The 12,498-nt window shown below is 74.7% G+C and carries 14 protein-coding genes; 9 read left to right on the top strand and 5 right to left on the bottom strand.

Translation table 11 applies throughout. The features are described from left to right. Window positions 1-39: 39 nt before the first annotated feature. Both pdxH and RM425_RS07640 read left to right on the top strand, forming a co-directional pair. On the top strand, window positions 40-687 hold the full coding sequence (gene pdxH / locus RM425_RS07645; RefSeq protein WP_311344596.1) for a pyridoxamine 5'-phosphate oxidase: 648 nt from the start codon (window positions 40-42) through the stop codon (window positions 685-687). Then, the gene (locus RM425_RS07640; RefSeq protein WP_311344595.1) at window positions 684-2,006 is read left to right on the top strand and encodes an MFS transporter; all 1,323 of its coding nucleotides are present in this window, start codon (window positions 684-686) and stop codon (window positions 2,004-2,006) included. Before pdxH ends, RM425_RS07640 begins: the two co-directional genes overlap by 4 nt. An 84-nt stretch (window positions 2,007-2,090) precedes the next feature. Here RM425_RS07640 and RM425_RS07635 read toward each other — a convergent pair whose 3' ends face one another. After that, complete coding sequence (locus RM425_RS07635) at window positions 2,091-2,780, bottom strand: UdgX family uracil-DNA binding protein (RefSeq protein ID WP_311344594.1); 690 nt, start codon at window positions 2,778-2,780, stop codon at window positions 2,091-2,093. 55 nt (window positions 2,781-2,835) lie between these two features. On the opposite strand from RM425_RS07635, the gene RM425_RS07630 reads away from it, so the two are divergent. The 6 genes from RM425_RS07630 (at window position 2,836) to RM425_RS07605 (ending at window position 8,567) form a co-directional block, all read left to right on the top strand. Continuing rightward, window positions 2,836-3,264 (top strand): GNAT family N-acetyltransferase, encoded by a 429-nt coding sequence (locus tag RM425_RS07630; protein WP_311344593.1) that lies wholly within the window; start codon window positions 2,836-2,838, stop codon window positions 3,262-3,264. Window positions 3,265-3,345: 81 nt separating this feature from the next. Continuing rightward, the gene (locus RM425_RS07625) at window positions 3,346-4,260 is read left to right on the top strand and encodes an ABC transporter ATP-binding protein (RefSeq protein WP_311344592.1); all 915 of its coding nucleotides are present in this window, start codon (window positions 3,346-3,348) and stop codon (window positions 4,258-4,260) included. Further along, window positions 4,257-5,447, top strand: coding sequence for an ABC transporter permease (locus RM425_RS07620; RefSeq protein WP_311344591.1), 1,191 nt, complete (start codon window positions 4,257-4,259; stop codon window positions 5,445-5,447). The genes RM425_RS07625 and RM425_RS07620 overlap by 4 nt, the downstream gene beginning before the upstream one ends. A gap of 37 nt (window positions 5,448-5,484) precedes the next feature. Further along, entirely contained in the window at window positions 5,485-6,465 is a 981-nt protein-coding gene (locus tag RM425_RS07615) for a TIGR03557 family F420-dependent LLM class oxidoreductase (RefSeq protein ID WP_311344590.1), read from the top strand. A gap of 115 nt (window positions 6,466-6,580) precedes the next feature. Then, window positions 6,581-7,441, top strand: coding sequence for a tetratricopeptide repeat protein (locus RM425_RS07610; RefSeq protein ID WP_311344589.1), 861 nt, complete (start codon window positions 6,581-6,583; stop codon window positions 7,439-7,441). 61 nt (window positions 7,442-7,502) lie between these two features. After that, window positions 7,503-8,567, top strand: a complete 1,065-nt coding sequence (locus tag RM425_RS07605; protein ID WP_311344588.1) for an inositol monophosphatase family protein — start codon at window positions 7,503-7,505, stop codon at window positions 8,565-8,567. 16 nt (window positions 8,568-8,583) lie between these two features. On the opposite strand, the gene RM425_RS07600 is transcribed toward RM425_RS07605, so the two are convergent. Continuing rightward, complete coding sequence (locus tag RM425_RS07600; protein WP_311344587.1) at window positions 8,584-9,984, bottom strand: ferredoxin--NADP reductase domain-containing protein; 1,401 nt, start codon at window positions 9,982-9,984, stop codon at window positions 8,584-8,586. A gap of 84 nt (window positions 9,985-10,068) precedes the next feature. On the opposite strand from RM425_RS07600, the gene RM425_RS07595 reads away from it, so the two are divergent. Continuing rightward, window positions 10,069-10,377, top strand: a complete 309-nt coding sequence (locus RM425_RS07595; RefSeq protein WP_311344586.1) for a putative quinol monooxygenase — start codon at window positions 10,069-10,071, stop codon at window positions 10,375-10,377. Window positions 10,378-10,401: 24 nt separating this feature from the next. Here RM425_RS07595 and RM425_RS07590 read toward each other — a convergent pair whose 3' ends face one another. Genes RM425_RS07590 through RM425_RS07580 form a run of 3 tightly spaced genes read right to left on the bottom strand, consistent with a single transcriptional unit; the run spans window position 10,402 to window position 12,461 of the window. Continuing rightward, entirely contained in the window at window positions 10,402-11,256 is an 855-nt protein-coding gene (locus RM425_RS07590) for a hypothetical protein (protein ID WP_311344585.1), read from the bottom strand. Between the two features lie 40 nt (window positions 11,257-11,296). Continuing rightward, window positions 11,297-12,106: an Fpg/Nei family DNA glycosylase gene (locus RM425_RS07585; RefSeq protein WP_311344584.1), complete on the bottom strand. Its 810-nt coding sequence runs from the start codon at window positions 12,104-12,106 to the stop codon at window positions 11,297-11,299. Between the two features lie 34 nt (window positions 12,107-12,140). Next, entirely contained in the window at window positions 12,141-12,461 is a 321-nt protein-coding gene (locus RM425_RS07580) for a GNAT family N-acetyltransferase (RefSeq protein ID WP_311344583.1), read from the bottom strand. Window positions 12,462-12,498: the final 37 nt, after the last annotated feature.

Raw genomic sequence — 12,498 nt, 5'->3', positions numbered from 1 at the left:
TCCCGAGCCGGTCGGCCGCCGCGGTGTCAGCATGGCGGCGTGCCCGACCTCTCCCGCATGCGCAACGACTACACGCTGGGGCAGCTGAGCGAGGCCGACGTCGCCGCCACCTGGGTCGAGCAGTTCGACCGCTGGTTCGCCGACGTCGTCGCCGCCGAGGTGCCCGAGCCGAACGCCGTCGTCGTCGCCACCGCCGACGCCGACGGCGCTCCGGACGCACGGATCGTGCTGATGAAGGGCTACGACGCCAGCGGGATCGTCTTCGGCACGAGCTACGCCTCGGCGAAGGGCGCGCAGCTGGCGGTCAACCCGCGGGCCGCGCTGGTCTTCCCGTGGCACCCGCTGCAGCGCCAGGTGCGGGTGACCGGGTCGGTGGAGCGGATCGGCGGCACCGCCTCCGACGCCCTGTGGGACCCGCGGCCGCGGGGTGCGCAGCTGGCGGCCGCCGCGTCGGTGCAGTCGACGGTCGTGGACTCCCGGGACGAGCTGGCCGAGCGGGTCCGCCGGCTCGACGAGCAGACGCCGGAGGAGAAGCTGGCGCGCCCGGAGACGTGGGGCGGCTACCGGGTCGTGCCCGAGCGGGTGGAGTTCTGGCAGGGCGGGGCGGACCGGCTGCACGACCGGATCCGGTTCGTCCTCGACGACGAGGAAGGCGGCGGCTGGATCGTCCAGCGACTGGCCCCGTGAGCGCACCGCCCAGCGGGCCGGTCGACCCGGTCGAGGGTGGCAAGGCGGTCGAACAGCCGGTGCCGGTGACCCGCCGGCGTTCCTGGGCGATCGACACCACACCGCTGCGCAACCCGGCGTACCGGCGGCTGTTCTGGGGCGTGGCCGCGACCATGCTCGGCCAGCAGATGACGCTGGTCGCCGTCCCGTTCCAGGTCTACGCGCTGACCGGCGACTCCCTGATGGTCGGCGTGACCTCGATCGTCGCGCTGGTGCCGCTGGTCGTCTTCGGTCTGCTCGGCGGTGCCATCGCCGACTCGATGGACCGCCGCCGGCTGATGCTGATCACGTCGGTCGGCGCCGCGGTGACCAGCGCGCTGCTCGCCCTGCAGGCGCTGCTGCCCGGCGAGGGCAACCTCGTGGTGCTGTGGGTGCTCACCGCCTGCGTCTCGGCGTTCGCGGCGGTCAACCAGCCCACGCGCAGCGCCGCCATCCCGGCGATCGTGGGGCCCGCCGAGGTCCCCGCGGCCAACGCGCTGTCCATGACCGTGCGCCAGGCGGGCGTGATAGTCGGCCCGCTGCTCGCCGGTGTCCTCATCGGGGTGGGGGAGCTGTTCCTGGCCTACGCCGTCGACGCGCTGGGCTTCCTGGTCGCGGCGCTCCTGCTGCGGGGGCTGCCGCCGCTGCCGCCGGGGCGGAACGCCGGTCCGCTCCGGCTGGGCGCCGCCGTGCGCGGCGTGGGGGAGGGCTTCGTCTTCCTGCGCACGCAGCCGGTGCTGCTCATGACCTTCGTCGTCGACGTCATCGCCATGTGCTTCGCCTGGCCGCAGGCGGTCTTCCCCGAGCTGTCGGAGAACCGGTTCGCCGACTCGCCCAACTCGCTGGGGTGGCTGTTCGCCGGGGTCTCCATCGGCGCGCTGCTCATGGGGCTGACCTCCGGCTGGGTGTCCCGGGTCGACCGGCAGGGCGCGGTGGTGCTCGCCGCGATCGCGGTGTGGGGCGTGGCGATCATCGGTTTCGGCTGGGCGCCCTCGCTGTGGCTGGCCGTGCTCTGCCTGGCGGTGGCCGGCGCGGGCGACATGGTCAGCGCGGTGCTGCGCTCCTCGATGCTGCAGCTGGCGGCGCCGGAGGAGATGCGCGGTCGCATGCAGGGCGTCTTCATCGTCGTCGTCGCCGGGGGGCCGCGGCTGGGCGACCTGCGGGCCGGTGCGCTGGCGAGTGCGGCGTCGGTGAGCGTGGCGATGGTGTCCGGTGGCGTCGTCGTCGTGCTCGCCATGGCGCTGGTCGCGGTGCTCGTGCCCTCGTTCTGGCTCTTCCGCGCCTCCCGCACGACGGTCTGAGTCGCCTGGTACGCCAACTGCGGGGAAGGTGGCCCTGCGGAGCGGTCGCGAAGCCCTTCTTCCCCGCAGTCGGGGTCCATGCGTTCAGGCCAGCGCGGCGGCGACCACCCTCAGGTCCTCGACCAGCGCGTCGAAGGCGGCCGCGCGCCCCTCCTCCGGCGTGCGCAGGACCGCCGACGGGTGGGTCGTGGCGAGGATCCACGTCTGGCTCGGTGCGGCCTCGTCGGGCTCGTCGTCGTCCGCCTCGTCGGTGACCGGGGGTGGCGGCAGGCCGGGCAGGGCCCAGGGGAGCAGCCGCCCGCGGTCCTGGGTGATGCGGAACGACGGCGCGATGAGGCTCTTGGCCGCCGTCGCCCCCAGGGCCACGACGACCTCGGGCCGGAGGACGGCGAACTCGGACTCCAGCCACGGACGGCAGGCCCGCAGGTGCTCGGCGCCCGGGGTCTGGTGGATCCGCCGCTTGCCCTTCGGCGTGAAGCGGAAGTGCTTGACCGCGTTGGTGATGTAGGCGTCCCGGCGGTCGATGGCGGCGTCGGCCAGCGCCTTGTCCAGCAAGCGGCCCGCCGGCCCGACGAACGGCTCGCCGGTGCGGTCCTCCTGGTCGCCGGGCTGCTCGCCGACGAACACGATCCGCGCGGTGGGCGGACCCTCTCCGAACACCGTCTGGGTCGCCGGCTCCCACAGCTCGCACGCCCGGCAGCCGGCCGCGGCGCTCGCCAGCCCCTCGAGGCCCACTCCCGTCGGCGGCTGCGCCACCCCGTTCTCTTCGCTCATGCCCCGATGACACCGCAGGACGACGCCGGCCGCGAGCTGTCGCTACGGTCCCGCCGTGCCGTACGAGTTCGACGACGACCCCGCCCGCATCGACGTCGGCGCGGCCTGGGACTTCCTCGCCCACCACGCCTACTGGGGTCGGTGGCGCAGCGCCGAGGAGTTCGCCCGCCAGGTCGCTGGTGCGTGGCGGGTGGTGGGCTGCTACGACACGGCCACCGGCGCGATGGTCGGATTCGCCCGGGCGGTCTCCGACGGGGTGGGCTTCGCCTACCTGGCCGACGTCCTCGTGCTGCCCGAGCACCGCGGGCGCGGGCTCGGGGTGCGGCTCGTCGAGGAGATGGTCGAGCGCGGGCCCGGCGCGCGCTTCCGGTGGATGCTGCACACCGCGGATGCGCACGGGCTCTACTCGCGCTTCGGCTTCGCCCTTCCGGACGCCGCGGTGCTCGAGCGGCCACATGGAACCGGGCCGGCGTCGACCTCCTGACACGTCTCCCGCAACCGGTCCGATCCGGACACCTGCGACCGATACGGTCGGGCGACAGTCAGGACGACGGCAGGAGGACAGGTGCTCGAGTTCGACGGGCTCCACAAGAGCTTCGGCGACGTACGGGTCCTGGAGGGTGTCGGCTTCTCCGTCGCCCCCGGCTCGATGTTCGGGTTCTGCGGATCCAACGGGGCCGGCAAGACGACCACCATGCGGATCGCGATGGGGCTGGTCCGTGCCGACGCCGGCGAGGTCCGCTGGCAGGGCAGGCCGCTGGACCAGGCCACGCGCCGCCGGGTCGGCTACATGCCGGAGGAGCGCGGTCTCTACCCGAAGATGAAGGTCGGCGAGCAGGTCGCCTACTTCGCCCGGCTGCACGGCCTGGACGCCGCCGCGGCCGCGAGGGCGTCGGAGGACTGGGTGGAGCGACTCGGCCTCGGTGAGCGCCGGAGCGACCCGCTGGAGAAGCTGTCGCTGGGCAACCAGCAGCGCGTGCAGCTGGCCGCCGCGCTGGTCAGCCGCCCCGAGGTGCTCATCCTCGACGAGCCGTTCTCCGGGCTGGACCCAGTCGGCGTCGACTCGCTGGCCGACGCCCTGCTCGCCCAGGTGCGCGAGGGCGTCCCCGTCGTCTTCTCCAGCCACCAGCTCGACCTGGTGGAGCGGCTGTGCGACTCCGTCGGGATCCTGGCGCGCGGCCGCATGGTCGCCACCGGGACCGTCGACGAGCTCCGCCGCCGCGAGGCCGGCCGGCTGCTGCGCGTCGTCGTCCCCGATGCCGCACCGCGCTGGGCCGACGGCCTGCCGGGGACGCGCGTGGTGTCCGAGCAGGCCGGCGACACCCTGCTGGAGCTGGCGCCGGACGCCGACGACCAGTCCGTGCTCTCCGCGGCGCTGCGCACCGGCCGGGTGACCCACTTCGCCTGGCAGCAGCCCACCCTCGTCGAGCTGTTCCGTGGAGCCGTCGCGGCCCCGAGCACCCAGGAGGTGGCGGCGTGACCGCACCCACGAACGCCGGGCCCTCCAGCGCCTCGCTGGTCCGCCTGGTCGCCGCCCGGGAGCTGTCCACCCGCATCCGCGACAAGGGCTTCATCATCAGCTCGGTCGTGATCCTGCTGGTGATCGTCGGCGCCATGGTGTTCCAGGTGCTGGCCGCATCCGGTGACGACGAGACCCGGGTGGGCCTCGTCGGTGGCGACGCCTCGGTGACCGCCGCGCTCCAGGCCCAGGGCGAGGCGCTCGACGTCGACGTCACGGTGGTGGAGTTCGACGACGGGTCCGCCGCGCGCACCGCCGTCGACGAGGAGGACGTCGAGGGCGCGCTGCTGGCCGGCGCCGACCCCGAGCTCCTCGTGCGCGAGTCCGCCGGCAGCACGCTCGAGGCGGTCGTGCAGGGCGCCGTCGGGCAGCTCGCGATCGCCGACCAGCTCAGCGCGGCCGGGATCACCGAGCTCGACGTGCCCGAGGTCGCGGTCACCGCCCTGGACGAGGACGCCGCGGCCGACGCGCAGCGGATCGTGACCGCGATCTTCGGCGTGGTCATCCTCTACAGCCTGCTGATCCTCTTCGGCCAGTTCATCGCCCAGGGCGTCGTCGAGGAGAAGTCCAGCCGGGTGGTCGAGCTGCTGCTGGCCACGATGCGGCCCTGGCAGCTGCTGGCGGGCAAGATCCTCGGCCTGGGCCTGCTGGCGCTGGGGCAGATCGTCGCCATCGGGGTGGTGGCCGTCGCGGCGGCCCTGGCCTTCGACGTCGTCGACGTCCCGGGCGACCTGATCAGCACCGTCGCCGTCGTGATCGCCTGGTTCGTGCTCGGCTACGCCTGGTACGCCGCGGTCTTCGCCGTCGCGGCGTCGCTGGTGAGCCGGCAGGAGGACCTGGCGACGGTGCTGATGCCGACGTCGATGGTGCTCGTCGTCGCCTTCTTCATCGGCATCCAGGCCGCCTCGGACCCGGGTGGGGTGCTGGCACGGGTGACGTCCTACATCCCGGGTCTGTCTCCGCTGGTCATGCCGGTCCGGCAGGCCGCGGGCGAGGTGGCGCTCTGGGAGATCGCGCTGGCGGTCGTCCTCATGGTGCTGGCCATCGTGCTGGTGGTCCGGCTCGGCGGGCGCATCTACTCCGGCGCCCTGCTCCGCACGGGCGGGAAGATCAAGATGCGGGAGGCGCTGGCCGCCGAGCGCACCTGAGGGATTGCCCGCCCGGCGTGCGGGTAGCCGGGCGGGCATGGTGATGCAGCTGGGCTACACGATGATGACCGAGCAGGCCGGGCCCAAGGACCTGGTCGGCCACGTGGTCGGCGCCGAGGAGGTCGGCTTCGACTTCGCGGTGAGCAGTGACCACTACTTCCCGTGGCTGGACGAGATGGGCCACTCGCCCAACGCGTGGGTGACCCTCGGCGCCGTCGCCCAGGCGACCAGCCGCATCCCGCTGATGACCTACGTGACCTGCCCGATCTTCCGCTACCACCCCGCGGTCGTGGCCCAGCAGGCCGCGACGCTGCAGATCATCTCCGACGGCCGGTTCACCCTCGGCATGGGCGCCGGCGAGAACCTCAACGAGCACGTCGTCGGCGCCGGCTGGCCGCCCGCCGACGTCCGGCACGAGATGATCATGGAAGCGCTGCAGATCATCCGCGACCTGTTCGACGGCGAGGGCTACACCAACTTCCGCGGTGAGCACTTCGACGTCGAGTCGGCGAAGCTCTGGGACCTCCCGGACAAGCGCGTGCCCATCGGCTTCGCGGCCGGCGGGAAGCAGGCGGCCACGATCGCCGGCGAGCTGGCCGACGTGCTGGTCGCGACCGATCCCCTGGCCGAACTGGTCGAGGCGTTCGAGGCCGCGGGCGGAGCGGGCAAGCCGAAGGTCGCGCAGATGCCGATCAGCTACGGCACGGACAAGGCGGCTGCCGTCACCCGGGCGCACACGCTGTTCCGCTGGTTCGGCCTGGGCTGGAAGGTCAACGCCGAGCTGCCCGGGACGGCGGCCTTCGACGCCGCCAGCCAGTTCGTCCGCGAGGACGACGTCGAGAGCAGCATCCCGTGCGGGGACGACGTCGCCGCGGTGATCGAGGCGGCCAAGGAGTACGCCGACGCCGGCTTCACCCACCTGGCCCTGGTGCAGATCGGCGGTGACCAGCAGGAGCCCTACCTGGAGTGGACCCGCAGCACCCTGCTGCCGGCCTGGCGCGAGGCGTTCGGCGGCTGACTCTTTTCTGCCCCGCCCATGACCCGCCCATGACCCGCCCCTGACCCTCCCGTTGGGGTGAGGTCACCCGTGCGAGCGGCGCGCCGGCGGGGGAGTGCCCGCGATCATTCCCGGCATGACCGAGGACCTCGACAGGCGCCTGCGGCGGCTGCAGGCCTCCGGGGACGGCGACGCGTTGATCGATCTCGGCTGCGATCTCGCCGACGCCGGCCGGCACGCCGACGCCGAGGAGTGCTTCCGGCGGGCCGCCCAGGCCGGGGACACGGTCGCGTCGTTCAACCTCGGCAACGCGCTCGCCGCCCAGGGCCGCTGGCAGGAGGCGGTCGACGCCTACGAGGTGGCGCTGGCCGGCGGCGAGGCCGACGCCTGGCGCAACCTCGGCCTGGTGCTGGAGGACCTCGGCGACCTGGCCGGTGCCATGCGGGCCTACCGCGGCGCCGTCGACGCCGGCGACCTCGAGGGCGGCCTGCAGCTGGCCTTCCTGCTCCGCGAGCAGGGGGAGCGCGAGGAGGCGATGGCCGTCGCCGAGGAGATCGCCGCCGCCGGTGACGCCGAGGCCGCCGGCGTCCTCGCCTGCTGGCGGTTCTGCTCGACGCTGGACCCCGCGCTCGAGGCCGACCTGCGGGCCGGTGCCGACCACTTCCCGGCGGCGCGCACCGACCTGGCGCACCTGCTGCGGGAGAGCGGCCGTGGAGCCGAGGCGCGCTCGGTGCTCGAGCGGGGCGCCAAGCTCGGCGAGCAGGTGGCGTGGCTGCCCCTGGGCAACCTCTACCGCGAGGACCTCGACGACGACGAGGCCGCCGAGGAGGCCTTCCGCGCCGGCATCGCCGCCGGGGACGTGTACTGCCACCAGAACCTCGCCGTGCTGCTGGCCGACCGCGGCGACTTCGACGGGGCCGTGGAGCAGTTCCGCCTCGGCGCCGAGGCCGGGGACCAGCTGGCCGCCCAGACGCTGCGCGGGCTCGAGCTGGGCTGAGCCCGTCGCCGTGCGGGGGTGCCGGTACGGACCCGTTCCGCTGGTGTCGGATACTTGCCGGGTGACCCGGGCCACACATGCGCTGCGGACCGCGACGGGTGCCGATCTCACGGCCGTCGGGGAGGCGCTGGGCCTGTCGGCGCCGGCGCTGGCCCCGGCGATGGTGGAGCCCGGCGCTCGGGTGCTGGTCGGCACCGAAGGGCAGGTCGTCCTGCTCCGCCGGCACTGGTCGCACGACGCGACCGCCGAGGCGGTCGTCGTCCGCCGGGCCGGTGTCCCCCTCGACCACCCCGGCGTGCTCGCGGCGGCCGCGGGCTGGGGGTGCGACCGCGTCCGGCACCTGGCCACCGACCGGTGCGTGCCGGTGCCGACCCCACCGGACGGGGCCCCGCTGGCCCTCCGGTTCGCCCACCTCGCCGCGCTCGCGGCCACCCGGGTGGAGACGGCCGTCGCCCTGGCGCGGGACGTCGGGAGGCACACCACGGACGACGGCGGTCCGGAGGCTCCCGCGGAGGAGGCCGCGCACGCCGCGGCGGTCGGGGTCCTCGGCGCGCTCGGAGTGCCGGTGCTCGGTGAGGCGAGCGGTGACCGGCCGGTGGCCGGGGGCGAGCCGTGGATCGTCATCCACCCGCTCGACGGCGTCGGCAACTACCGGGCGGGGCTGCCGCCGTGGGCCTTCTCCGCCGCGCTGGTGCACGACGGCCGGCCGGTCGCGGGCCTGGTCGTCGATCTCTCCTGCGGACGGCGCTGGTCGGCGATCGAGGGCCGCGCGGAGCGGGACGGCGTGCCGGTGCGCACGCGGGCGGGGGGCACGGTCGTCGTCCCGAGCGCACCGGACGGGGGCGCGATCGGTGCGGCCCGGCGGGTGCGCATCACCGGGTGCACGGCGGTCGACCTGTGCCTGGTGGCCGACGGCGCGGTCGCCGCCTGGCACGACGTCGATCGCACCGGCACCGAGGTGCGGGACGTGGCCGGCGGGCTCGCCGTCCTGCTGGCCGCGGGAGGAGCGGCGCTGACCGCGGACGGGCGGCCCGTGGAGCTCGTACCGCACACCGGGGAGAAGGTCCGGTTCGTCGCGGCGGCCGACGAGACGGTGGCCCGCACGCTCCTCGACGCGGTCGCCTGACCCTCCCGCCGCCGGCTCAGGCGGTGGTGGCCCGGATGGCGGCGAGCAGGGCCTCGCGCTCGTGCAGCGTCGTGCGCGCCCGGCCACGGCTGGCCCCGAGCGCCACCTCGGCGGCGTCGATGGCGCGCCAGTCCTCGAGCAGGACCGGCTCGGCCCCCCGGGCCTGCAGCGTCGTCACCAGGTCGTCGACCTCGCCGCGGACGGCGAGCGTCCCGGCCGTCGCGTCGGACAGCAGGGCGGCCACGGTCTCCCGGGCGTCGTGCTTGTTGGTGCCCACGACGCCGCTGGGCCCGCGCTTGATCCACCCGGCGACGTACTCCCCGGCTGCGGGCTGCCCGTCCCGCAGCACCCGGCCCACGCCGTCGTGCGGCACCGTCCCGCTGCTCTCGTCCACCGGCAGCCCCGGCAGCGGCGTGCCTCGGTAGCCCACCGACCGGACCACCAGGTCGGCCGGGAGCACCTCCGTCTCGCCGGTGCCGACGGCGCGTCCGTCGCCGTCGACCGCCGTGCGCTCGACCTCGATACCGGTGACCCGGTCCTCGCCGAGCAGCCGCACCGGCCGGCGGAAGAAGCGCAGCCGCAGCGGGATCCGGCCGGCCTCGACCGCGTGCCCGGCCCAGCCGCGCAGCACCGTCAGGTTGCGGCCGACCACGCGGTCGGCGGCGGCACGCTCCTCGCCGGCCGGGTCGAGCTCCAGGTCGGCCGGGTCGACCAGCGCGGTCGCGGCGGCCATGTCGTCGAGCTCGCGCAGCTCCTGGGTGGTGAAGGTGGCCTGCGCCGGGCCGCGGCGGCCGAGCACCGTCACCTGCTCGACCGGTGCGGCGGCCAGCACGTCAAGGACGTGCTGGGGCATGTCGGTGGACTCCAGCTCCGCCGGCGTGCGCGACAGCACCCGGCCCACGTCCAGCGCGACGTTGCCGACCCCGATGACCACGACCGAGCGCGCCTCGGCCAGCGCGGCCTCCACCCGCTTGCGGTCGGCGTCGGGGTGCCCGGTGTACCAGGCGACCAGGTCGGTGGCGGCGAGGCTCCCGGGGAGCTGCTCACCGTCGATGCCCAGCTGCCGGTCCAGTGCGGCGCCGTAGGTGTAGATCACCGCGTCGACGTGCGAGCGAAGCTCGTCGAGGGAGAGGTCGACGCCGATGTCGACGTTGCCGACGAACCGGACCAGTGGCTGGTCCAGGCTGCGGTGCAGCGTCTCCCGGATGGCGCGCATCTTCGGGTGGTCGGGTGCGATGCCGTGCCGGACCAGCCCGAACGGCGTGGGCAGCCGGTCGATGAGGTCCACCGACACCGGGACGTCGTCCTGCTGCGTCAGGGCGTCCGCGGCGAAGATGCCCGCCGGCCCGGCGCCGATGATCGCCACGCGCAGCGGGCGGCGCTCGGACGGGGGAGCGGCGGAACCGTCGGCGACCATGACTGGCATCCTGACGTGGCCGGGGCCACTCCACCAGAGCGCGCGCCCGGCTTCCCGATCACCGTCGCTCGAGGAGGCCCTCTCTTGTCCATCGTCGTCGTCGCCACCATCACCCCCAAGCCCGACGCCATCGACGCCGTCCGGGAGGCGTTGCAGGCCGCGGTCCCGAAGGTCCACGAGGAGCCCGGTTGCGAGCTCTACGCCCTGCACGAGGCCGACGGCAGCTTCGTCATGGTGGAGCGCTGGGCCGACGCCGACGCGATGAAGGCGCACGGCAAGGCCGAGCCGCTGACCACCCTCGGTGGGGCGCTGGCCGGCAAGCTCGCCGCCGCTCCCGACGTCCGCCGCCTCACGCCCCTGCCGGCCGGTGACGCCGGCAAGGGCGCCGTCTGACCTGCTCCCGGTACCCCGGCGACCTCAGCCGCAGGAGTGGTTGCGGTCGAGGTCGTCGGGGACGTACTGGGTCATGGTGACCCGCCCGCCGGGGACCAGCGGCGGCTTGTCGCAGGCGACCACGGCCTGGCCCAGGCTGAGCGATCCGGCGAGCCAGCTGGGCAGCCCCGCGAGCGGGCTGTCGTCGGGCACGGTGCCGACGATCCGCGCCCACTGCTGGCCCGTCGAGTAGAGGCCGACGTCGGCCCGGCGGAAGTCCAGGTAGGCCGCCATGCCCTCCACCGCTGCCCGGTTGCGCTCCCGGGCGTCGTCGGACCCGGCCTGCCAGGTGTTCATCGTCTCGACGTCGAGCCACCACCGGTAGCTGGAGGGCAGGGTGTCCACCTCGGCGTCGCGCGCCGCGGGCTGGAAGAAGTCGGTGACGCTCTCCCGGGCGCGCTCCCAGCCGTACCGCCAGGAGCACGCGGCCGAGTTCCCGCCGTCGCAGTCGCCGTAGGGGGTCTCCCCGGCCGAGGGCCACGTGCTGACCAGGTCCCGCACCTGCCCGGGGTTCGCGGTGTTCAGGTACAGCTGGGCGACCGGCTGCTCGAGCACCGACCCGTTGGACTCCCACGCCCACTCGAGCTGCTCGGCCAGGCAGGGGTTGGCCCGCGTGGCCAGCCCGCCGTTGACGCCCACGACGGCGAAGGCGCGCTCGTCGGGCAGGTCGGTGTCGCACTGCGGGTGCGAGATGTCGACGCCGGACGGGCTTACCGGGACGTCGAACTCCGACGGCGCCGCGCCCGCCGGCGCCTGCAGGGCGAGCACGGTGGCGGCGGCGGCCAGCGGGACGAGGGCCGCCGAACGCAGCCTGCCGCGACGCGTGCCCCCGAAGCCCACGCCCTCGACGGTACCGGCGCGGGCCGGGAGAGGGGAGCGTTCAGACGGCCTGGCAGGTCGGGCACCAGTAGAGGTTGCGGCCGACCATCACCTCGGTGCGGATCCCGGTGCCGCAGATCCGGCAGGGCAGGCCGGTCCGGCGGTAGACGTAGTGGGCGTCCTCCCGCCGCACCGCGCCGCCGCGGCGGGTGCGGTCCTCGGGCCGCGTGGTGACGATCCGGCCCATCCGGACCCCGGACCGCAGGAGCGTCACGAGGTCGGCCCACATCTGCGCCCACAGCGCCTCGTCGACGGCGCGGCCGGGCCGGAAGGGGGAGACCCGGTGGCGGAACAGCAGCTCGGCCCGGTACACGTTGCCGACGCCGGCGAGCACGGACTGGTCCATGAGCAGGGCGCCGACGGCGGTGCGGCTGCCGGCGATGCGGCGGTGGGCGCGGCCGCCGTCGGCCCGGGGGCGCAGCGGGTCGGGCCCGAGCCGGTCGAGGATCGTCGCCACCTCGGGGGCGGGCAGCACCTCGCAGGCGGTCGGTCCGCGCAGATCGGTCCAGACCCCATCGCCGTCGGGGCCGTCGGCCTCCCAGCGCATGCGCAGCGCCCCCAACGCCTGCGGCGGCGTGCCGGAGCCGGTCAGGTAGGTGCCGTAGAGGCCGAGGTGCACGTGCAGGTGGTCGCCACCGAAGCGGGCGAACAGGTGCTTGCCGTAGGAGAAGACCTCGTCCAGCACCCGGCCGTCCAGCAGCGCCGCGCCCGCCTCGAACCGGCCCTGCGGACTGGTGACGTGCACCGGCCGCCCGGCGAACAGCGTCGACTGCTCCCGCGCCAGGCGGTACAGGGTGTGGCCCTCGGGCATCCGCGCAGCGTAGGTGGCGCCCCGGGAGGCCGGCTCAGCGGTCGGCGGTCTCCAGGCCGAAGTGCGGCCGGTCCTCGATGGTGACGAGGTCGAGGAACTCCGGGTGCTGGAGGATGTGCCGGCGCACGAAGGAGCAGTACGGCAGCACGGTCAGGCCGCGCTCCCGGGCAGCCGTGAGGACGGCGTCGATGAGCTTCGTGCCGATGCCCTGGCCACCCACGGAGGGGTCGACCTCGGTGTGCGGGAGCGTCATCTGGCCGTTGTCGACGTGGTAGCTGGCCAGTCCGACGACGCGCTCGCCCTGCCGGATCTCGAACCGTCCCCGCTCGGGGACGTCGACCACGGAGGTCTCCATTGCCTTCCACCTTCCGTCATCCCCGGCGTCGTTGCCG

Source organism: Blastococcus goldschmidtiae, assembly GCF_031845325.1.
Classification (GTDB): Bacteria; Actinomycetota; Actinomycetes; order Mycobacteriales; family Geodermatophilaceae; genus Blastococcus; species Blastococcus goldschmidtiae.
Note: the sequence above shows the minus strand (reverse complement) of the source record. Positions and strands in the feature narration are given on the sequence as shown.